General features: G+C 68.1%; 14 protein-coding genes. 5 read left to right on the top strand and 9 right to left on the bottom strand.

What is annotated here, in order from left to right:
* Positions 1–82: 82 nt before the first annotated feature.
* From DMC64_RS26410 to DMC64_RS26375, 8 genes are all read right to left on the bottom strand, one after another.
* Positions 83–2,098: an iron ABC transporter permease gene (locus DMC64_RS26410; RefSeq protein WP_125735699.1), complete on the bottom strand. Its 2,016-nt coding sequence runs from the start codon at positions 2,096–2,098 to the stop codon at positions 83–85.
* Positions 2,098–3,075 carry an iron-siderophore ABC transporter substrate-binding protein gene (locus DMC64_RS26405; RefSeq protein ID WP_125735698.1) on the bottom strand — a complete coding sequence of 326 codons (978 nt, stop codon included), beginning with the start codon at positions 3,073–3,075 and terminating at the stop codon, positions 2,098–2,100. The genes DMC64_RS26410 and DMC64_RS26405 overlap by 1 nt, the downstream gene beginning before the upstream one ends.
* Positions 3,076–3,092: 17 nt before the next feature.
* On the bottom strand, positions 3,093–3,908 hold the full coding sequence (locus tag DMC64_RS26400; RefSeq protein ID WP_125735697.1) for an ABC transporter ATP-binding protein: 816 nt from the start codon (positions 3,906–3,908) through the stop codon (positions 3,093–3,095).
* Positions 3,909–3,980: 72 nt separating this feature from the next.
* Positions 3,981–4,850, bottom strand: coding sequence for a metal ABC transporter permease (locus tag DMC64_RS26395; protein WP_199755093.1), 870 nt, complete (start codon positions 4,848–4,850; stop codon positions 3,981–3,983).
* Complete coding sequence (locus tag DMC64_RS26390) at positions 4,847–5,590, bottom strand: metal ABC transporter ATP-binding protein (RefSeq protein ID WP_125735696.1); 744 nt, start codon at positions 5,588–5,590, stop codon at positions 4,847–4,849. The genes DMC64_RS26395 and DMC64_RS26390 overlap by 4 nt, the downstream gene beginning before the upstream one ends.
* Positions 5,587–6,501, bottom strand: coding sequence for a metal ABC transporter substrate-binding protein (locus DMC64_RS26385; protein ID WP_125735695.1), 915 nt, complete (start codon positions 6,499–6,501; stop codon positions 5,587–5,589). The genes DMC64_RS26390 and DMC64_RS26385 overlap by 4 nt, the downstream gene beginning before the upstream one ends.
* 48 nt (positions 6,502–6,549) lie before the next feature.
* Positions 6,550–8,649, bottom strand: coding sequence for a (Fe-S)-binding protein (locus tag DMC64_RS26380; RefSeq protein ID WP_125735694.1), 2,100 nt, complete (start codon positions 8,647–8,649; stop codon positions 6,550–6,552).
* Between the two features lie 23 nt (positions 8,650–8,672).
* On the bottom strand, positions 8,673–9,110 hold the full coding sequence (locus tag DMC64_RS26375; protein WP_125735693.1) for a hypothetical protein: 438 nt from the start codon (positions 9,108–9,110) through the stop codon (positions 8,673–8,675).
* Between the two features lie 334 nt (positions 9,111–9,444).
* Here DMC64_RS26375 and DMC64_RS26370 point away from each other — a divergent pair, with 334 nt between their 5' ends.
* The 4 genes from DMC64_RS26370 (at position 9,445) to DMC64_RS26355 (ending at position 18,361) form a co-directional block, all read left to right on the top strand.
* The gene (locus DMC64_RS26370; RefSeq protein ID WP_037346159.1) at positions 9,445–10,029 is read left to right on the top strand and encodes a hypothetical protein; all 585 of its coding nucleotides are present in this window, start codon (positions 9,445–9,447) and stop codon (positions 10,027–10,029) included.
* A gap of 80 nt (positions 10,030–10,109) precedes the next feature.
* Complete coding sequence (locus DMC64_RS26365; RefSeq protein WP_233629818.1) at positions 10,110–12,056, top strand: flotillin family protein; 1,947 nt, start codon at positions 10,110–10,112, stop codon at positions 12,054–12,056.
* The gene (locus DMC64_RS26360; RefSeq protein ID WP_125735691.1) at positions 12,053–16,936 is read left to right on the top strand and encodes a DNA repair ATPase; all 4,884 of its coding nucleotides are present in this window, start codon (positions 12,053–12,055) and stop codon (positions 16,934–16,936) included. Before DMC64_RS26365 ends, DMC64_RS26360 begins: the two co-directional genes overlap by 4 nt.
* A gap of 201 nt (positions 16,937–17,137) precedes the next feature.
* Positions 17,138–18,361, top strand: coding sequence for an HNH endonuclease signature motif containing protein (locus tag DMC64_RS26355; RefSeq protein ID WP_125735813.1), 1,224 nt, complete (start codon positions 17,138–17,140; stop codon positions 18,359–18,361).
* 243 nt (positions 18,362–18,604) lie between these two features.
* Here DMC64_RS26355 and DMC64_RS26350 read toward each other — a convergent pair whose 3' ends face one another.
* Positions 18,605–19,525, bottom strand: coding sequence for a helix-turn-helix domain-containing protein (locus DMC64_RS26350; RefSeq protein ID WP_125735812.1), 921 nt, complete (start codon positions 19,523–19,525; stop codon positions 18,605–18,607).
* A gap of 183 nt (positions 19,526–19,708) precedes the next feature.
* Between DMC64_RS26350 and DMC64_RS26345 the strand changes: the two genes are divergently transcribed.
* Positions 19,709–20,911, top strand: a complete 1,203-nt coding sequence (locus DMC64_RS26345) for a cytochrome P450 (RefSeq protein WP_125735690.1) — start codon at positions 19,709–19,711, stop codon at positions 20,909–20,911.

Below are 20,911 nucleotides of genomic sequence, written 5' to 3'. Positions count from 1 at the left end.
CCAGGCCGCTCACATCGGTGGCCAAGTACGTGAAGGCCCCCTTCCTTGCGCCTAGGTACAGGAAGGGGGCCTTCATGTACTTCTAGGGCCGGGTCTTCCAGAGCACCAGCACGAAGTACGGCGTCCCGACCATCGCGATGACCAGACCCGCCGGGATCTGGGCGGGCGCGATGACCGTCCGCCCCAAGGTATCCGCGACGCTCACCAGCAGCGCACCGAGCGCCGCGGCCACCGGGACGATCCGGCCGTGCCGTCCACCGACCAGCGAGCGCGCCAGATGCGGTGCGACCAGGCCGACGAAGACCACCACGCCGATGGCGGACACCGCGGTGGCTGCCAGGATCCCGGACGCCGCCAGCACCACCAGACGTGACCGTTCGATGCGCATCCCGAGCACGCGCGGGGTGTCCTCGTCGAGGGCGTGCAGGTCGAGTTCCCGGTGCTTGATCCACAGCAACGGCGTCAGCGCGACGAGCGCGAGCGCCACCGGCACGACCTGTTCCAGCGTGCGGCCGTAGGTCGACCCGGACAGCCAGGTCAGCGCCTTGGCCGAGTTCCACGGGTCGGAGACCACGATCAGCAGCGTGATCAGCGCCATCCCGGCCGACCAGACCGCGATGCCGATGATCACCAGCCGGTCCGAATCCAGCCCCGACCGCCACGCCAGCCCGTAGACCAGCAGGAACACCACGGTCGCGCCGGCCCCGGCGGCACCGGCGATCGACCAGGCGCCGACCGCGGGGACGATGGTGATCAGCGTGATCGCGCCGAGTCCGGCGCCCGCGGTGATGCCGAGCAGCCCGGGTTCGGCGAGCGGGTTGCGGCTGACCGACTGGATGCCGCAGCCGGACACAGCCAGCGCGGCACCGGCGAGCAGCGCGGCCAGCACCCGCGGAAGCCGTTGGTCCAGCACGAAGGTGAGCGCGGTCCCGGTGTTGCCGGTGACCCAGTTCGCGAGGTCGCCGAGCAGCACCATCCGGTCGCCCAGCATCAGGCCTGCCACCGGGACGACGGCGAGGAGCGCCACCAGGACGACCGAAATGAGCACGAGCCGCCGGGTCGATCCGGCGACCCCGACCCGCCCGGCCGGAGCCGGCCGGCGCGAGCCGCTTCCCCGGCCGCGCCGCGCCAGCCACACCATCACGACGGCGCCGACGATCGTGGTCACCACCCCGGTCGGCACCCGCACGGCGGCGGCCGAACCCATGGTCGCCCGCAGGACGACGTCGGCGCCGAGCACCGTGACGACGCCGACCAGTCCGGAAACCGGCAGCAGGGCACGATGTTTGGCGATCGGCAGCAGCAGCCGCGTGATCACCGGCGCGCTCAGCCCGACGAACCCGACCGGTCCGGCGACGGTCACCGCCGCCGCGGTCAGCGCGACGGTCAGCACGATCGCGGTGACCCGCGTGCGGCGGACGCGCAGGCCGAGCACGGTCGCGTTGTCGTCGCCGAGGGCGAGGATGTCGAGCCTGCCGCCCATCGCGACGAGCGCCGCCACGGCGATCACCACGATCGGCGTCATCTGGCCGGTCGCGCGCAGATCGGCCACCGTCAGCGAACCGCTGCCCCAGGCGAACAACCCGCTCGTCTCCTCCTCGAACAGGAGCAGCAGCAGGACGGTCACCGACTGGAGCGCCAGCAGCATCGCCGAACCGACGAGCACCAGCCGGGGGCTCGCGGCACCGCCGCCCGCGAGACCGAGTACGACGACGGCCGCGGCGAGCCCGCCCACGAACGCCGCCCCGCCCACCGGCACGAGCGGCAGCGAGAGACCGAACGCGGAGATGGCGACCACGGCGAAATGCGCGCCCGCGTTGACCGCGAGCGTGTCCGGCGAGGCGAGCGGATTCCTTGCCACGGACTGCATTCCCGCGCCCGCGACGCCGAGCGCGATCCCGAGCAGCAACGCGGCGAGCAGCCGGGGGACGCGCGCACCCTCCAATACCGCGAGGGTCTGCGCGTCGCCCTGGCCGAAGATCGCCTTCACCACGTCCAGCGGACCGGACGTCGAAGTGCCCTGCGTCAGGTGGATGCCGGCGAGGACGGCGATGAGCACCACCAGTCCCGCCGACACCGCGATGGTGCGGGCACGCATCAGGCCGTGACTGCCTTCACGATCTGGTCGGCGGTCAGGATGATCGACTTCGGTCCGCCGAAGGTCCACGTGCCCGACTCGAGTTTGTGGATCTTCTTCGACACCACGAACGGCAGCCGCTGGTAGACGGCGTTCTGCGCGAGCCCGGTGGTGAAGACGTCCTCTTCGGACGCGCTGTAGAACAGCACGGTCTTCGGGTCGGTGATCGCGGTCAGGCCCTCGACGTCGGTCTGGCCGAGACCCCACTGCGGGTCGACCTTGCCGGTCCAGGCGTTCTTCAGGCCGACGGCCTCGGCGGTGTCGGAGACCAGCGAACCCTTGCCGAACGGGCGGATGCTGACGGTGCTGCCTTCGAGGTAGCCGTCGGCCATCAGGAACGGGGTGCCCGCGGCGCCCTTGGCCTCGACGGCCTTCTTGCCCTCGGCGAGTTTGGCGTCCATTTCGGACAGTTGCTTGTCCGCCTCGGCCTCCTTGCCGACCGTCTTCGCGATCAGCTTGAAGTCCTCGCGCAGGCGGTCGAAGTTCCGGCTCGCGTCGCTGGACTTGGTCACCACGACCGGCACGTACTTCTCGATCTGCGGGACCAGGGTCGAGTCGCGCTCGTCGGCGATGATGACGACGTCGGGGTTCAGCCCGACGATCGCGTCGACGCTGGGCTCGTTGCGCTTGCCGACGTCCTTGACCTCGGCGGACAGGGGAGCGGCCTTGTCCCAGACGTTGTAGCCCGCGACGTCCGCGGCGCCGACCGGCATGACACCGAGCGACGCGACCATCTCGGCCTCGCCCCACTCCAGCGCGACGACGCGCTTCGCCGGGGCCTTGAGGGTGACGGCCTTGCCGCGCGCGTCGGTCACCGTGACCGGTCCGCTCGCGGCGGCGGATTCGCCCGGCGCGGCCGCGGTGTTCTCCGTGGTGCCGCAGGCGGAAAGCAGCAGGGCGGTCGCCGCGACGAGGGCGGCGGGGATCGGCAAACGCATGGTTCTTCCTGGATTTCTCAGGCGGGCCTGGGCGAATGCCGCCCGAGTGGCCTGCAGTGGATCGCGCCCGTCACCGGGTCGTTCGCGACGTGGACGGTGACGCCGTAGGCCTGGGAGAGGTGCTCGGAGGTGAGCACCTGCCCGATGTCACCCGTGGCCACGATGGTTCCCTCGCTCAGCAGGACGACCTCGTCGGCGATGATCGCCGCGTGGTCGAGGTCGTGCAGCACCACGCCGACCGCGACGCCTTCGTTGGCCAGATCGCGGACGACGTCGAGGATCTCGACCTGATAGCGCAGGTCGAGATGGTTGGTGGGCTCGTCGAGCAGCAGCACGGAGGTCTGCTGGGCGAGACAGGAAGCGAGCCAGACGCGCTGGAGTTCGCCGCCGGAGAGCTCGTCGACCCCGCGTTCGGCCATCGCCGTCACGCCGGTGAGCTCCATCGCGCGGCGGACCGCGGCGGCGCCGTCGACGTCGACCCCGCGCCAGCCGGAGCGGTACGGATACCGGCCGTAGGAGACGACGTCGCGCACGGAGACCCCGCTCGGGGTGGGCCGGTGCTGGGTCAGCAGCGTGACCTGGCGGGCGAATTCCTTGCCGGACAACGCGTTGCCGCCCCAGACGGCACGCTCGCCGAGCCGGACGCCGCCCTCGCGGGGCTTGTGCAGCCGTGCCAGCGAGCGCAGGAGCGTCGACTTGCCGGAGCCGTTCGGCCCGACCAGCGCGGTCACCGTACCGGCGCGCAGGGACAGGGACACCCCGTCCACCACGGCCCGCTCTTGGTGCGCGAGCACCAGGTCATGGCCGGTGAGCAGCGCGTCTTCCGTAGACATGAGGGGAGCCTAACCTAACGCGAGGCCCAGCCTCATGTCACGAGAGACACAGAGCGCGGGGTGATTGTCCGGTTACGCCGCCCGTGCCGTTTCCCGCCGCCGCTTGGCCAGCCGCTTCCCGACGATCCCGTGCCGCGGCCCGAACAGGTACACCAGCGTGAACCCGGCGCCCTGCACCAGCACGATCATCCCGCCGGACGCGGTGTCGAGGTGGTAGCTCAGGTACAGCCCGGCCACCGCCGCGAGCACCGAGAACGACGGCGCGATCACGAGCATGCGGCCGAACCGGTCGGTCAGCAGGTACGCCGTCGCGCCGGGGATGATCAGCATCGCCACCACCAGGATCACGCCGACCACCTGCAGCGCCACCACCGCGGTCAGCGCGAGCAGGCCGAGCAGCGCGGCGCCGAGCACCCGCGGGTTGAGGCCGATCGCGTGCGCGTGCGTGGGATCGAAGGCGTACAAGGTGAAATCACGGCGTTTGAGCACGAGCAGGGTGAGCGTGATCGCGCCGAGGACGCCGATCTGGATCAGATCCGAGGCGTCGACGCCGAGCAGGTTGCCGAAGATGATGTGGTTCAGGTCGGTCTGGCTCGGCGTCACCGAGATCAGCACGAGACCGAGCGCGAACAACGTGGTGAACACGATGCCGATGGCGGCGTCCTCCTTGACCCGGCTGGTGTCCCGGACGACGCCGATCAGCGCCACCGCGAGGAAACCGAAGACCACGGCGCCCAGCGCGAAGGGGGCGCCGAGGACGTAGGCGAGCACGACACCGGGCAGCACCGCGTGCGAGACCGCGTCGCCCATCAGCGACCAGCCGATCAGCACCAGCCAGCAGGAGAGCACTGCGCAGACCGCGGACGCGATGACCGTGGATGCCAGCGCGCGCACCATGAAGTCGTAGCTCAGCGGTTCGAGGAACAGGTCGTACAGACTCACGCGAGTTCTTCTTCCCGTTGCAGGACATCGAGCCCGAAGGCCAGCGCGAGGTTCTCGGGCCGGAGCACCTCGCCGGGGGAGCCGTGCGCGAGCACCTTGCGCATCAGCAGGATCGCCTCGTCGGCCAGGCCGGGCAGCGCGTGCAGATCGTGGGTGGAGATCAGGACCGCGGCGCCGCCGGCCGCGAGTTCCTTGAGCAGCCGGGTGATCGTGGCCTCGGATCGCTTGTCCACCCCGGCGAACGGCTCGTCCAGCAGCAGGACACGGGCACCCTGGGCGATCCCGCGCGCGACGAACGCGCGTTTGCGCTGTCCACCGGACAACTGACCGATCTGGCGTCCGGCGAGTTCGGTCAGCTCGACCCGCTCCAGCGCGTGGTCGACGGCTTCGTGGTCGGCGCGGCGCGGACGGCGCGTGAAGCCGAGCCGCCCGTAGCGGCCGGTCATCACGACGTCCCGCACGGACAGCGGGAACGACCAGTCGACGTCTTCGCTCTGCGGCACGTACCCGATCACGCCGGTTTTGCGGGCGCGGGCGGGGGCGCCGCCGTCGATCGACACCGTGCCGGTGTCCGGCCGGACCATCCCCATGATCGTCTTGAACAGCGTCGACTTGCCGGAGCCGTTCATCCCGACCAGTCCGCACACGCGGCGGTGATCGAGCGTGACGTCGACACCGTCGAGCGCGAGGACGTCTCCGTAGTGGACGGTGACGCCTTCGACGCGGATCGCGGCCGTCACGGCTTCGCCCCGGTGAGCGCGGCGACGATCGTCTTCGAGTCGTGGCGGATGAGGTCGAGGTACGTCGGCACCGGGCCTTCCGGCCCAGAGAGGGAGTCGACGAAGAGCACGCCGCCGAACGCGGCCCCGGTCGCGGAGACGACCTGCCGCATCGGGGCGTCGGAGACGGTCGACTCGCAGAACACCGCGGGGACCTTGTTCTCCTTGACGAACCCGATGGCGCGGGTGATCTGCTGCGGGGTCGCCTGCTGTTCGGCGTTGACCGCCCAGATGTATCGCTCGGTGAGCCCGGTGTCGCGCGCCAGATAGGAGAAGGCGCCTTCGCAGGTGACAAGCGCGCGCTCGTTCTTCGGCAGTGCGCTCAGCGCGTTCGTCATCTCGTCCTGCACCCCTTGCAATTTCGCCTTGTAGGCGTCGCCGTTGGCCTTGAACACGGCGGCGTCGCCGGAGGAGAGCTCGCTGAACGCCTTCACCATGTTGTCCACGTAGATACCCACATTTTTCGGGGACATCCACGCGTGGGGGTTCGGCTTTCCCTGATAGGCGTCTTCGCCGATGGCGATGGGCTGGACGCCTTCGCTGACCACCTTGTGCGGCGCGTCGCTCTCCTTGACGAACCGGGCGAACCACGCCTCCAGGTTCAGTCCGTTGTCGAGGATCAAGTCGGCCTTCGCTGCCTTCTTGATGTCGTCCGGCGTGGGCTCGTAGCCGTGGATCTCCGCGCCGGGCTTGGTGATCGACTCGACCTTCAGCTTGTCGCCCGCGACGTTCGAGGCGACGTCCGCCAGGACCGTGAACGTCGTCAGCACCACGGGCCGCTTGTCGTCCGTGCCGCCGGCGGGCCCGCCGCACGCGGACAGGACGAGTGCGGACGCCGCCAGCGCGCACACGGTCTTGCGCAGATTCGCCATCCCGTGAGTCTAGAGTTCGGTATGCCGAACTTCCAACTCACGTGTGCCTTAAATCTCGGTGGTGGTCCGGTCCCGTTCCCGTACGGACTCCAGCAGTAGCTGGGAAACGTCGCGCACGGTGACGTTCTCGCCACGCTTTTCGCTCTGCCGCTGCACGAGACCGTCGTTCAGCATCACGCGGCAGAACGGGCAGCCGGTGACGATCGTTTCGGCGTCGGTGCCGAGCGCTTCGTCGACGCGTTCGAGGTTGATGCGCTTGCCGATCTGCTCCTCCATCCACATCCGCGCGCCACCGGCGCCGCAGCACAGCGAGCGGTCCGCGTGCCGGGGCATCTCGCTGAGCGTCGCGCCGGTCGCGCCGACGAGTTCGCGCGGCGGCTCGTAGACCTTGTTGTGGCGGCCGAGGTAGCACGGGTCGTGGTAGGTCACCGGGCCGGCGTCGACCGGTTTCACCGGCGTCAGCTTGCCCGCGCGGACGAGCCGGTTCAGCAGTTGCGTGTGGTGCAGGACCTCGTAGTGCCCGTCCAGTTGCGGGTACTCGCGGCCGAGGGTGTTGAGACAGTGCGGGCAGGTGGTGACGATCTTGCGCGTCCCCGGCTCGCGGCCTTCGAACACCGCGTTCAGCGTCTCGACGGTCTGCTGCGCGAGCATCTGGAAGAGGAATTCGTTGCCGGAGCGGCGCGCCGGGTCGCCGGTGCACGATTCGTCGGTGCCGAGGATCGTGTACTTCACCCCGGCGAGATGCAGGAGTTCCGCCGTGGCGCGGACGGTCTTGCGGGCGTTGTCGTCGAACGCGCCCGCGCATCCGACCCAGTAGACGTACTCGACGTCGTCGGCGAGCTCACCGTCGAAGATCGGTACCTCGAAGCCGAGGTCTTTAGTCCAGGCGAGGCGGTCGGAGTTGTTCTGGCCCCAGGGATTCCCCTTGGTCTCGAGGTTCTTGAACAGCACGCCGAGCTCGCTCGGGAAGGCCGACTCGATCATCACCTGGTAGCGGCGCATGTCCACGACGTGGTCCACGTGCTCGATGTCGACCGGGCACTGCTCGACGCACGCGCCGCACGTGGTGCACGACCAGAGGACGTCCGGGTCGATGACCCCGAAGTCCTCCTTGGTGCCGACCAGCGGACGCTCTTCGGGGGCTTCCTTCCCGTCCAGGATGTACGGCGCCTTCTCGAAGAGGTGGTCCCGCAGATCCATGATCAAAAGCTTGGGGGACAACGGTTTTCCGGTGTTCCACGCCGGGCACTGCGACTGGCAGCGGCCGCATTCGGTGCACGTGGCGAAATCGAGCATGCCCTTCCAGGTGAAGTCCTCGATCTTGCCGCGGCCGAACGTGTCGTCTTCGCCCGGATCCTCGAAGTCGATCGGCTTGCCGCCGGATTCCATCGGCAGCAGCGGGCCGAGCGCGTCCGGGAGCCGTTTCGCGGTGACGTTGACCGGCGCCAGGAAGATGTGCAGGTGCTTGGAGTAGAGCACGATCGACAGGAACGCCAGCATCACGCCGATGTGCAGCAGCAGCCCGACGGTTTCCAGCGGCTCGGTGACCGACGTGCCCAGCGGCTCCAGGAGTTCGCCCACGCCGAGGGAGACCCATGCGCCGGACTCGTACGGGAAGACGCCGACCGCCGCCGAAGCGCCGCGGAAGAGGAACATCGTCCAGATCACGTTGAAGATCATGAACAGGATCAGCCAGGCGCCGCCGGTGTGCGAGCCGAAGAACCGCGACGCGCGCTCCTTCCGTTCGGGCGCTTGGCGGATCCGGATGACCGCGAAGACCGCGAGTGAGACGAGTACCGCGACCGCGATGAAATCCTGCAGGAAACCCAGGACCGCCCAGTGCCCGATGAGCGGGATGTGGAAGTCGTGGTCGAAGAGGGCGCCGTACGCCTCGACGTAGACCGAACCGAGGATCACGAAACCCCAGAACGTGAACAGATGCGCGAGCCCGGGGACGGACCATTTGAGCAGTTTGCGCTGCCCGAAGACCTCGGCCAGATGCGTTTTCGCGCGGACGGCCATGACGTCGGAGCGTTTCTCGTCCGGCTGGCCGGAACGGATCAGTTTGTAGAGCCAGACGGCGCGACGGGCGGCGAAGGCGAGGCCGGCGACGGTGATGAGCAGACCGAGGATGAGACGAACGAGCACGAGTCCTCCGGGGGAGAATCGGCTCAGTGAGAGCCGGTGTAGTACCGGCACGCCTTGCAGGCGTACCGCATTTTGGCCACTCGCCACCGTTTTCGGTAGGCATCCAGATGGCCCGGCCGTGGCGGATGCACGCCGAGCCTGCGGTGACGGCGGATCCGCCGTCCCGTTTCGAAGAGTTCGGTCGCCAGGCCGAGATAGGCGCGCCTGAGCGCGATCCCCGGCTCCGCGGCGAGGTTGTCCCGGCAGAATCGGTGCAGCAGCGCGAGATCGGGGAGAGCGGGGGAGGTCACGCCGGGGAGGTGTTCGACGACGCCGAGCCCGGGATGCCCGGCGGGCACGGAGAAACGCGCGGGGAGTCCACAATGGACGCAGGTGAGCGTGCAACTCAGGCACCGGGTGACGTGGCGGATCCGCCGTTCGCGCTGATCCTCGTCGATCGTCTCGCGAACGTGCCAACCCAATGGAGCCTCCCAAGACCGTGGTGTGTCCTGTGTCACTCTCAATACTGGAGAGTAGGGCTCGCCCCGATGGCGCGACAGGTCCAACCGGATGGCTTCCGGACCGCCGGTCGGCGTAACCCTGGGCGACCGGTCGCATTCAGAGGACGAAACGCGGCGGAAGGGCGTGGGTCCAGGTGGTCGTGAGTGGTAAGTGTCGTTAGAACGTCACTTACCACTCACGACCACTCCGCACGCTTCCGCACACCGTGACCCAGTCGTAGCCGAAAACGGCCCGCCCGGCGTCACGCGCTGGTTATAGTCCTGACCCGGGGTGATGGGGGAGGGAACGACGGCGATGGGCGGGTTCGTCACCGCGGCTCTGGGGTTCCCGGCCGTGCTCTTCAGCTTCCTGCTGATCGTGGTGATCGGCTACTGGCTGCTGGCACTGCTCGGCGCGGTCGATGTCGACGACTTCGACGGCGGCGACGGGCTCCTGGCCGGTTTCGGCGGCGTCCCACTGTCCATTTCGCTCTCTTTGCTGATCGCATTCACCTGGTTCGCCAGCCTGGCAGGGACGGTTCTTCTCGATGACCTTGAGCTTTCGACACCATCGAGGATCGGGTTCGGGGTCGGCGTGCTCGCCGTCGCGCTCGTCCTCGGCACACTCGGGACGAGGGTGATCGTGGTGCCACTACGCCGGGTGTTCGGTCCCGCGAGGGAACCGAGCAGGAAGGACTTCGTCGGCAGGGCGGCGGTCATCCGCACCTCGTCGGTCACCCACGACTTCGGGCAGGCCGAAGTCGCCGCCGCCGACGGGTCGACGGCCATTGTGGACGTTCGGCAGGCGGGCCAAGGCAACCTGACGGCGGGCAGCCGCGTGGTTCTCTATGACTACGACTCCGAACGCGAGTTCTTCTGGGTCGAGTCTTTGGACATCTGAAGCAGAAAAGGAACACTATGGGTGCCATCAGCGTGGGGGCCGGCGTTCTGATCGCCGTGGTAGTTGTCATCCTCCTGGTCTTGCTCTTCACGATCACCAGGTTGTTCAAGAAGGTGCCGCAGGGTAAGGCACTGATCATCTCGAAGGTCCGCCGCGTCGACGTGACGTTCACCGGCGCGATCGTCCTGCCGGTGCTGCACAAGGCCGAGATCATGGACACCTCGGTCAAGGCCATGGAGATCACCCGGACCGGCCGCGAGGGCCTGATCTGCCGGGACAACATCCGCGCCGACATCCGGATCTCGTTCTTCGTGCGGGTCAACAAGACCGTCGAGGACGTGATCAAGGTGGCGCAGGCCATCGGCACCGAACGCGCGAGCCACGAGGCGACCCTGCAGGAACTGTTCAACGCCAAGTTCTCCGAGGCGTTGAAAACCGTCGGCAAGCAGCTGGACTTCGTGGATCTCTACACCAAACGCCACGAATTCCGCGATCAGATCATCCGCGTCATCGGCACCGACCTCAACGGGTACAGCCTGGAGGACGCGGCCATCGACTACCTCGAGCAGACGCCGATGGCGCAGCTCGACTCCGCGAACATCCTCGACGCGCAGGGTATCCGCAAGATCACCGAGCTGACCGCGATCGAGCACGTGCGCACCAACGAGTTCCGCCGCAGCGAGGAGAAGGAGATCACCCGTCAGAACGTGGACGCCAAGGAGGCGATCCTTGAACTGGAGCGGCGGCAGGCCGACGCGGAGATCAAGCAGCGCCGCGAGGTCGAGACCATGCGTGCCCGCGAAGAGGCCGAGATCGCCAAGGTGCAGGCGGAGGAGCGGCTCAAGTCGCAGGCCGCCGGACTGCGCACGGACGAGCAGCTCGGCATCCAGCACCAGAACCAGCAGCGTGAGATCGAGGTCGCGGGCAAGAACCGCGAACGCGTGATCGCCATCGAGAGCGAGCGCATCGAGAAGGACCGGCTGCTCGAGGTCATCGGCCGCGAACGCGAGACCGAGCTGTCCCGGATCGCCAAGGACAAGGAGATCGAGACCGAGAAGCGGTCCATCGCCGAGGTGATCCGCGAGCGGATCGCGGTCGAGAAGACCGTGGCGGAGCAGGAAGAGAACATCAAGAAGCTGCGCGTCGTCGAAGAGGCGCAGCGTCAGCGCGAGGCCATCATCATCCGGGCCGAGGCGGAGGCGCAGGAGAACCTCGTCAAGGACATCAAGGCCGCGGAAGCCGCCGAGGCCGCGTCGAAGCACAAGGCCCGCGAGGAGCTGACGCTGGCCGAGGCGCGCCAGCAGGCCGCCGAGCTGGAGACCAGGGCGAAGATCCGCCTGGCCGAAGGTATCCAGGCCGAGGAGGCCGCCGTCGGCCTGGCCGCGGCGCAGGTCAAGGAACGCGACGCCGACGCGCTGGAGAAGGTCGGCCGCGCCGAGGCCATCGTCGAACGCGAGAAGGCGATCGTGCTCGCCGACGCGATGCGCGACAAGCTCAAGGGCGAGGCCGAAGGTCTCACCGAGAAGGCCGCCGCGATGGCCGCGCTCGACTCCGCCAGCCGCCAGCACGAGGAGTACCGCCTGCGTCTGGAGGCCGAGAAGGAGATCCGGCTCGCCGCGCTCAACGTGCAGCGCGAGGTCGCCGAGGCACAGGCCACGGTGCTGGGCATCGGGCTGGAGAAGGCCGACATCGACATCGTCGGCGGCGAGACCATGTTCTTCGAGAAGGTCATCGGCTCGATCGGCCTCGGCAAGAGCGTGGACGGTTTCGTCGAGCACTCGGACGTCGTCCAGACGCTCGGGAAGTCGTGGCTCGACGGGACGGGCAGCTTCACCGACGACCTGACCAAACTGGTCGGCTCGGTGAGCACCGACGACGTGAAGAACCTGACGCTGTCGGCCTTCCTGGCCAAGCAGCTGCAGGCGGGCGGCCCGGACAGCGGCAAGGTGCAGGAGCTGCTGGCCATGGCGCAGCGGCTCGGCCTCGCTGACACGTCCGTCGCCGCTCTCGCCCCCGCGAAGCAGTGACGACGACCGAACCGGCGGCAGGAACGGAGCAGCTGGACGCGGGCACCTACGAGGTGCTCCGCGCCCGGCTCGCCGCACAGGCCGCCGAACTGGCGAAACGCGCGGACGAGCTCAACACCGCGCGGCTCGGCGTCTTCGGCAGCGCGCAGCTCGCGCTGATCGGCACGGAGCGGATCCGCACCGCGAACAACTGCGTACCGCGCGACGTCGTGTCGGTCGGCGGGCGGATGTTGTTCGGCTACAACGTCTTCATCGGCCTCAAACCGGAGACGACGGTCGACGACGTCTTCTCGCTGCACGGTTTCAGCCATGACGACGAGGCGTTCCGCTTCGACGACGTGCCGGCCGAGGAACTGCCGGAGTTGTTGCGCGACGAGCAGTTCGTCCGCGATTTCGCCGAGCTGTACCGGTACTACCGGCAGGCGAAGCTGCTGCAGCTGCGGCGGGTCGAGGGCAAATTGCTCGCGGTGTTCCAGATCGGCCCGCGGACCGAGGACATCCGCGTGCTGCGCTGGGGCGTTGCCGCCGACGGCAAGGTGTCCTATGTGGACAGCCGGGGCGAACGTGATCACGTCTTCCCGCCGTCGCACGACTTCGAATGGGTCGAGACCGGCCGCGAGCAGCACGTCCTCGGGCGGCATCCGCATATCTCGATCGAGGACGAGGTGTTCGTCGAGACCGTCGGCGGCAACCTGACGATCAAGGTCGAGAACAACACCGAGACCGGTGAAGGCGTCTACTCCGAACCGGTCGACGAGCCACTGCAGAGCCTGGCCGACGCCGAGGTCTCCTACGCCAGGATCGGCCCGCTGATCCTGCTGCGGATGCTGCCGTACAAGGAGACCGAGTACCGGTACCTGGTGTTCAACACCCGCACCCGGAACGTGGTGCGCCTCGACGGCATCGGGCAGGCGTGCCAGCGGCTGCCCGAGGACCACGGGATCATCTTCCCCGGCGGCTACTACCTCGACACGGGTGTCAGCAAGACGTTCGACACCACTGTGGACGGTCTCGAATTCGAGCGCGTGATCCGTTCGCCCAACGGGGAGGACGTGCTCTACGTCTTCCACGCGCGGGCCGACGGACGCTCGCTGCTCCTGCCGTACAACGTGATCCGCAAAGAGGTCTCGAACCCGATCCCGTGCCACGGGTATTCGCTGTTCGACGACGGCACGATGGTGCTGTTCCGCGCGCTGTCCGACGAGCCGAGCCGCGTGCACCCGATGCAGGTGTGGCGGACGCCGTTCCAGTCGGACACGTACGCCGCGTCGCAGCCGGCCGGGACGGGGCCGCTGGAGCGGGTCGGCAACGCCGATCTGGTCCGCGGCATCTCCGACTGTCTCTCGATCGGCCGGATGGTCGAAGAGATGGCGCCGTCGGCGGCGGTGTTCGAGGCGCTGATCGCCGCGTGCTCGCGGGTCTTCGACCACTACCACTGGCTCGGCGAGGCCGAACTCGGCGATCTGCGGTCGCCGCTGTCCGACGTCCGGGTGACCGCCGAGCAGGTGCTCGACGAATTCGAGACGGTCACCTCGCTCACCGCGCAGGCGGCCGAAGCCGTCGAAGAAGCGGCCGCGGAGACCGCGTCGCTGGTGCGCAAGGTCCGCGGCGAGGCGCTGAACGCGGCCGACGCGTGGGTGCGCAGGCTCGCGGAAATGCACCGTGCGCGCGGACATCTCGTCACCGTGCGGGAACTGCGGTACGTCGACACCGACCGCGTCGACAAGCTGATCGCCGATCTCGACGGGAATTTCAGCGAAGCGGCGCAGCGGGCCGTCCGGTTCCTGCAGGGTGAGGACGCGTTCACGAGCTATCACGCCGAGGTCGACGGCCTCATCGAGGCGGCGGGCGCGATCTCCACGGTCGCCGAAGCGGTCCCGGTCGCCGAACGGCTGGACGAGCAGTCCGGCGGGCTCGAAGTCCTCACCGACGTCGTGGGCGGGCTGGAGATCGCGGACGCCGTGGTGCGCACGAAGATCCTCGAACGCGTCGGCGAGGTCATCGGCGCGGTCAACCGGGCTCGCGCCACCCTCGACGCGCGGCGCAAGGAGCTGCTGGAGACCGAGGGCCGGGCCGAGTTCGCCGCCGAGTTCGCGCTGCTCGCGCAGGCGATCACCGGCGGGCTCGCGGTCGCGGACACGCCCGACCGCTGCGACGAACAGCTCGGCAGACTGCTGCTGCAGCTGGAAAACCTCGAATCACGGTTCGGGGAGTTCGACGACTTCCTGGCGTCGCTCGGCGAGAAGCGCACCGACGTCTACGAGGCGTTCTCCTCGCGCAAGCAGGCACTGCTCGACGAGCGGGCGCGCAGGGCGGACCGGCTGGTCGATTCCGCCGAGCGGATCCTCACGAGCGTGACCCGGCGGGTCGGCACGCTCGGCTCGGTCGACGAGATCAACACCTACTTCGCCTCCGACCCGATGGTCGCGAAGCTGCGCAGCGTCGTCACCGAACTGCGTGACCTCGGTGATCAGGTGCGCGCCGAGGAGCTCGAAGGCCGGGTCAAGGCCGCGCGCCAGGAAGCCGGGCGCGCACTGCGCGACAGGCTCGACCTCTACGGCGAGGGCGGCGAGACGATCCGCCTGGGCCGCAACACCTTTGCGGTCAACACGCAGGACATCGACCTCACCCTGGTGCCGCACGACGGCGGGATGAAGTTCGCGATCACCGGCACCGATTATCGTTCGCCGGTGCGGGATCCCGCGTTCGAGGAGACGCGGCCGTACTGGGACCAGTTGCTGGTCTCGGAGTCGGCCGAGGTCTACCGCGCCGAGTACCTGGCGACGTCGATCCTGGCCGAACAGCCGGACTTGCAGGACGGCGATCTGCTGGATGTCGTCCGGCGTGCGGCAGGGGATCGTTACGACGAGGGTTACGCGCGTGGCGTGCACGACCACGACGCCGCCGCCATCCTGGCGGTGCTGGTGCGCCTGCGGTCCTCCGCCGGGTTGCTGCGGTATCCGCCCGCCGCCCGGGCCGCCGCCCAGCTGTTCTGGGCTTTCGGCGCCGAAGAAGCGGCGAAGTCCGCCTGGACCACACGTGCCGCGTCGCTCTCGCGGGTGCGGGAAGCATTCGGGCACACCACGGCGATCGACGCGCTGGCAAGGGAACTCGCCGACGCGATGGCCGCGTTCGCGACGTCCTCGGGGCTGACGCTGGATCTCGAACTCGCCGGCGAGTACCTGTTCGAGGAACTGGCCGACGCGTCGCCCGGGTTCGTCACCAGCGGTGGCGCGCGGACGCTGCTCGACAAGTTCCGGCTGGACCGCCGGAGCTTCGCCGAAGATCTGCGTGCGCTCGAAGATCTGGCGGATCGTCATCAGCTCGCCGAGGCCTGGCTTTCGTCCTTTGTGGACTCGGCTGGTCTTTCTCGTGACGAACTCGCGGAGGCCGTCGCGATCGAACTGGCCGACCTGCCGCGGTACGACTCTTCGGCCGAGCTTTCGGCCACTGTGGACGGTCTGCTCGGCTCGCATCCGCGGATCGTCAACCGGTCACTGACCCTGCGGCTCGACGAGACGCTCGCCAGGACTCGGCGATTCCGGCGCGACCGAGTCCCCGGTTTCCGGGCGTACCAACGGTTGCGCAACGACCTGGTGGCGGCCGAACGCGACAGGCTGCGGCTGGCCGAGTACAAGCCGAAGGTGATGAGCGCCTTCGTGCGCAACAGGCTCCTTGACGAGGTCTACTTGCCGCTGATCGGCGACAACCTCGCGAAACAGCTCGGCGCGACGGGTGACGCGCGGCGTACCGACCAGTCCGGTCTGCTACTGCTCATCTCGCCGCCCGGCTACGGCAAGACGACACTCATGGAGTACGTCGCGAGCCGTCTCGGGCTGGTGTTCGTGAAGGTGAACGGGCCTGCGCTCGGGCACGAGGTCACTTCGGTGGATCCGGCGGACGCGCCCAACGCGACGGCGCGGCAAGAGGTCGAGAAGATCTCGTTCGCGCTGGAGCAGGGTAACAACGTGCTGCTGTATCTGGACGACATCCAGCACACCTCGCCGGAACTGTTGCAGAAGTTCATCTCGCTGTGCGACGCGCAGCGGCGGATGGAAGGCGTCTGGGAGGGCCGGACGCGGACGTATGACCTGCGCGGCAAGCGGTTCGCCGTCTGCATGGCCGGCAACCCGTACACCGAGCAGGGCAAGCGGTTCCGGATCCCGGACATGCTCGCCAACCGCGCGGACGTGTGGAATCTCGGCGATGTGCTGTCGGGCAAGGAAGACCTGTTCGCACTGAGCTACATCGAAAACTCGCTCACCGCCAACAGCGTGCTGGCCCCGCTGGTCTCCCGGGAAAGGTCCGATGTGGACGTTCTGGTCCGGCTGGCCCGCGGCGACGGCGCGGTGCGCGCGGATCAGCTGAAACACGCGTACTCGGCGACCGAGTTGGAACAGATCCTCGCCGTGCTGCGAAAACTGATCAAGGTGCAACAGATCGTCCTGACGAACAACCAGGCGTACATCGCCTCCGCGGCGCAAGCGGACGCGTCCCGGGTCGAACCGCCCTTCCAGCTGCAAGGCTCGTACCGCAACATGAACAAACTCGCCGGCCGGATCGTGCCCGCGATGAACGACGCCGAACTGGAAGCGCTGATCGACGACCACTACGCCGGCGAAGCGCAGACGCTCACTTCGGGCGCCGAAGCCAACCTGTTGAAGCTGGCCGAACTTCGCGGACGGCTGACCGTCTCTCAGGCGCAACGATGGGCGGACGTGAAGGCTGCTTATCTGCGTGCGCAAGCGCTGGGCGGGGACGATGAGGACCCGATGAGCCGCGCTGTCGGCGCTGTGGGGCTGTTGGCTGATCGGGTGGGTGCGGTCGAGGCGGCTATCGAGCGGGCTTCGGAGCGGATGGTTGTGCGGGATGTGATGTAGGGCTTTCTTGGGTTTTGGTCGAGGCATTACCGATTTTCGGCAATGGGCCGCCGGTTTTGTTGCCGGGTACCGGCCATGGTGGGCGGTCTTCGAACTGAGCCGGCTCGTTGCCGAAAATCGGTGATGCTTTGGTCGTTCGTGGGGTCGGGAATTGTCGGTGGTGGGTCGTATGTTCGTGGGGTGGATACTCATTCCGCGCCTGTGGCGCTCTTGGAAAGCATCGTCGATCCCGAGGTGTTGGCCGCGGTGAACGATGCCGCGAATATGTTGGACGACAAGGATTCCGTCGCGTTGGCGCAAGCCGCCTCGGCGGGGATCGCGCGCCTGGAAGCGGTCCGGTTCCGGGCGCTCGCGCAGCTGAACCGGCATCGCGACGGCGCACGGAGCGTGGCGCAAGAGGTCGCGCTTGAGTTGTCCCTTGTGGACACTCATGCGGGTGCGCTGGTCGCCGCCGCGGACGCGCTGACCAGCCGCCTGCCCCGCACGTTGAACCTGATGGATGAAGGGAAACTGGCCGGGTTCAGCGCGATGAAGGTCGCTTCGGCCACCGCGTGGCTGTCGGATGAGGATGCTCGTGCGGTGGACGCCGTGCTGGAGGACCGGATCGGGGACAAGAATCCGGATCAGGTGCGGAAAGCCGCCAACCATGCGGCGAACACCGTCGATCCCGAAGGTGCCGGTAAACGGGCCGAGCAGCATCGTGAAGGCCGCCGCCTCACTATGCGACACGGCGAGACCGGGGTGGCGTCGATCGAGGTCGAGGATGGACCGGTGGAGAAAGTCGCTGCCGCGTATCAGCGGATCGACCGCGAAGCGCGGGCTCTCAGAACCGGTGGTGAGACTCGTACGTTGGAGCAGTTGCGGGCGGATGTCGCGCTCGATCTGCTGCTCAGCGGTCAGGGCGGGGCGAGTGAGCGCAGCGAAGTGTTCCTGTACATGGATTTGTTCACTTATCTCGGACTGAAGGATGATCCGGCGGAGCTGGCCGGGCACGGCACGATCCCTGCCACGTTGGCAAGGGAGATCGCCGCCGGTGGGAACAGTGTGTTGCGGCGGATCATCACCGATCCGCTGTCCGGGCAGGTCCTCGATCTCGGCCGCGACCGCTACCGGCCCAGCGCGGGGCTGGCCGAGTTCGTGCGGGTACGGGACCGTGAGTGTCGAAGACCCGGCTGTCATCGTCCGGCTCAGGCGTGCGATCTCGATCATGCGGTGCCGTGGCAGCACGGCGGGCACACCACCGACACCGACCTCATCGACCTCTGCCGCCGCGACCACCGGTTGAAAGACGAACCCGGCTGGACCTACCGGCTCGCCTCTGATGGCACTCTGACGATCACCACACCCACCGGACAGCGCTTCGACACCACACCACCACCGCTGCACGAACCCCGCCCGGGAGTCGACGAGCCGCCACCGTTCTGAGGCCGTCGCCGAAAAGCGGCGACAGGCGGGCTGGGCTCAGCCGTTAACCGTCACTGATAAGTCCCGTCGTTCCGGCGCATGACCGAAAAGCGGTGATGGGCGGAAGGTTGCACCGGGGCTGAGAGCCGTTCCTGACGGGGCTTCGTTCGGGTGTGTTGCCGGAGAGCGGCGGCGAGCGAGAGCCGCATGCCGCCGACATCCGACCCGTCGCCGAAAAACGACGACAGACCAACATCCCAACCCTCAAGAACCCAAAGCCGCCAACTGCCCCACCGTAAGCCGTTCCACCAAAGGAACCGCCCGATACTCCCCACCACGGCAATCCACCCGCACCGGCCCGGCGATATGCGGATGTTCCTCCACCACGAGCAAAGCCGCCGCCACCCGATCAGGCGCCCACTCCAGCGCGCCGGCGAGGGCAGGAACGGAAAGCGCCCGGCCGGCATGCAGAAGGGCGGCGAGCACGGTCAAGGCGTCACCGGCGAAAACCGCGACCCGGTCGTCGAGCATGATTTCGTTGATACGCGCGTGAAACCGGGAGAGGTCGTCCATGCGGGCGCCCGCGGGGGTCGAGGTGCCGAGGACTTCGGCGCCCCGGCGCGCGATCCGCACCCATTCCTGATTCGACCGGACGCTTTCGTCCCACACCCGTTGCGGCATCTCCTCGTCGATGACGTAGCGCTCGCGCCGGCCGTCCCGTTCCCTCCGGAGCATCGCTTGGGCTTCGAGGTAGGCGACGGCGTTCGAGACCGACGCCGGGCTGACCTGGAGCCGCTGGGCGAGTTCGGCGGCGGTGAGCACACCGTCGTCGCTGACCGACAAGCACGCGAGCAGCCGGGCGGTCATGCGGGGGAGGCCGGTCGCGACGATCATTTCGGCGAACTCGGTTTCGAAGGCGCGGACGGCTTCGGGGTCGCGGCCGTAGCCGTTTTCGACGACGGGGACGGCGCGCGGCCGGGGTTTGCCGCGCCGCGCGCGTTCTCCGGTCACCCGGGTCGCTTCTTCGGCGCGGTAGCCGGATCGGCCGCTGTTGCGCGCGACCTCGCGGCTGATCGTCGACGTCGGACGCCCGAGCCGACGGCCGATCTCGGCGTAACCGAGGCCGTCCTTGAGCCAGGTCGCGATCAGCCGACGGTCCTCCTGGGTCAGTCTGCCGCCCGGCATGGGCACCTCCTGTGCGTTCACCCGCAGATCATTGCAACACGTCGTTGCATTCACCGACAAGATCGTTGCAACGATTTACGGAAATCTACCAGCAGGAACACCAAAAAGGCCAGCAACTAGCTTTGAAGGGAACCTGAATGCAACGTAGCCTTTGGGTATCGGTAAAAACTGGGAGGAACAGAAATGACCACCTCGGTCCCACATCTCACCGAGCTGCCCCTCGAGCGTCCGAAGGGCTGCCCGTTCGACCCGCCCGCCGAGCTCGGCACGCTGCGCGACGAGCACCCACTGGTCCGGCTGACGTTCCCCGACGGCCACGAAGGGTGGCTCGCGACGGGCCACGCGATCGCCCGGGCGGTCCTCGCGGATCCCCGCTTCAGCGCCCGGCAGGAGCTGATGCATTCGCCGCTGCCCGGGGCGGCCGCGATGATGGAGATGCCGCCCGCGGCACCGGGGATGTTCATCAAAATGGACGACCCCGAACACGGCCTCTACCGCAAGCTGCTCACCGGCAAGTTCACCGTCCGCCGGATGCGGCTGCTGACCGAGCGGGTCGAGCAGGTGACCACCGAGTACCTCGACGCGATGGAGCGCCAGGGAACGACGGCCGATCTGGTGCCCGCCTTCGCGCAGCCCATTCCGGCGCTGATGATCTGCGAGCTGCTCGGCGTCCCCTACGAGGACCACGAGTTCTTCCGCCGCAACGTCATGCCGCTGAACCTGCCGGACGCCTCGGCCGAGGAGCAGGGAGCCGCCATCAACGCGCTGGGGGAGTACCTCTACAAGCTCATCCTGGCGAAGCGGGCCGAGCCGACCGATGACATCCTCGGCGAGCTGACGACCACGGAGCTCACCGACGAGGAGCTGACCAGCATCGCGTTCCTCTTGCTGGGAGCCGGTCTCGACACCACGGCCAACATGCTCGCGCTGGGCACTTTCGCCCTTCTCCAGCACCCGGACCAGCTCGCCGCTCTGCGCGAGGATCCGGAGCTCATCGACGGCGCGATCGAGGAACTGCTGCGCTACCTGACCATCACGCACACCGGGGCGCGCACCGCGCTCGAAGACGTCGAGATCGGCGGACAGCTCGTCAAAGCCGGCGAAGTGGTCGCGCTTTCGGCCCAGGCGGCCAACCGCGATCCGCTGAAGTTCCCGGAACCCGACCGGCTCGACGTCCGGCGGAACGCCGCCGGGCACGCCACTTTCGGGCACGGGGTGCACCAGTGCCTCGGTCAGCAGCTCGCGCGTGTGCAGATGAAGGTCGCTTTCACCGGGCTGCTCGCCCGGTTCCCGAAGCTGCGCCTGGCCGTTCCGGCCGACGAGATCCCGATGCGGACGGATTCCGACATCTACGGGGTGTACGCGCTCCCGGTGGCCTGGAGCTGA

Source organism: Amycolatopsis sp. WAC 04197 (assembly GCF_003947475.1).
GTDB classification, from domain to species: domain Bacteria; phylum Actinomycetota; class Actinomycetes; order Mycobacteriales; family Pseudonocardiaceae; genus Amycolatopsis; species Amycolatopsis japonica.
The sequence above is the reverse complement of the archived record's forward strand: the minus strand, read 5'-3'. Positions and strand labels throughout refer to the sequence as shown.

What these genes read in the sequence shown, in the direction of transcription:
- DMC64_RS26370 (WP_037346159.1), top strand. Translation starts at nt 9,445, where the DNA reads ATGGGCGGGTTCGTCACCGCGGCTCTGGGGTTCCCGGCCGTGCTCTTC.
- DMC64_RS26345 (WP_125735690.1), top strand. Translation starts at nt 19,709, where the DNA reads ATGACCACCTCGGTCCCACATCTCACCGAGCTGCCCCTCGAGCGTCCG.
- DMC64_RS26405 (WP_125735698.1), bottom strand. Translation starts at nt 3,075, where the DNA reads ATGCGTTTGCCGATCCCCGCCGCCCTCGTCGCGGCGACCGCCCTGCTG.
- DMC64_RS26400 (WP_125735697.1), bottom strand. Translation starts at nt 3,908, where the DNA reads ATGTCTACGGAAGACGCGCTGCTCACCGGCCATGACCTGGTGCTCGCG.
- DMC64_RS26410 (WP_125735699.1), bottom strand. Translation starts at nt 2,098, where the DNA reads ATGCGTGCCCGCACCATCGCGGTGTCGGCGGGACTGGTGGTGCTCATC.
- DMC64_RS26385 (WP_125735695.1), bottom strand. Translation starts at nt 6,501, where the DNA reads ATGGCGAATCTGCGCAAGACCGTGTGCGCGCTGGCGGCGTCCGCACTC.
- DMC64_RS26350 (WP_125735812.1), bottom strand. Translation starts at nt 19,525, where the DNA reads ATGCCGGGCGGCAGACTGACCCAGGAGGACCGTCGGCTGATCGCGACC.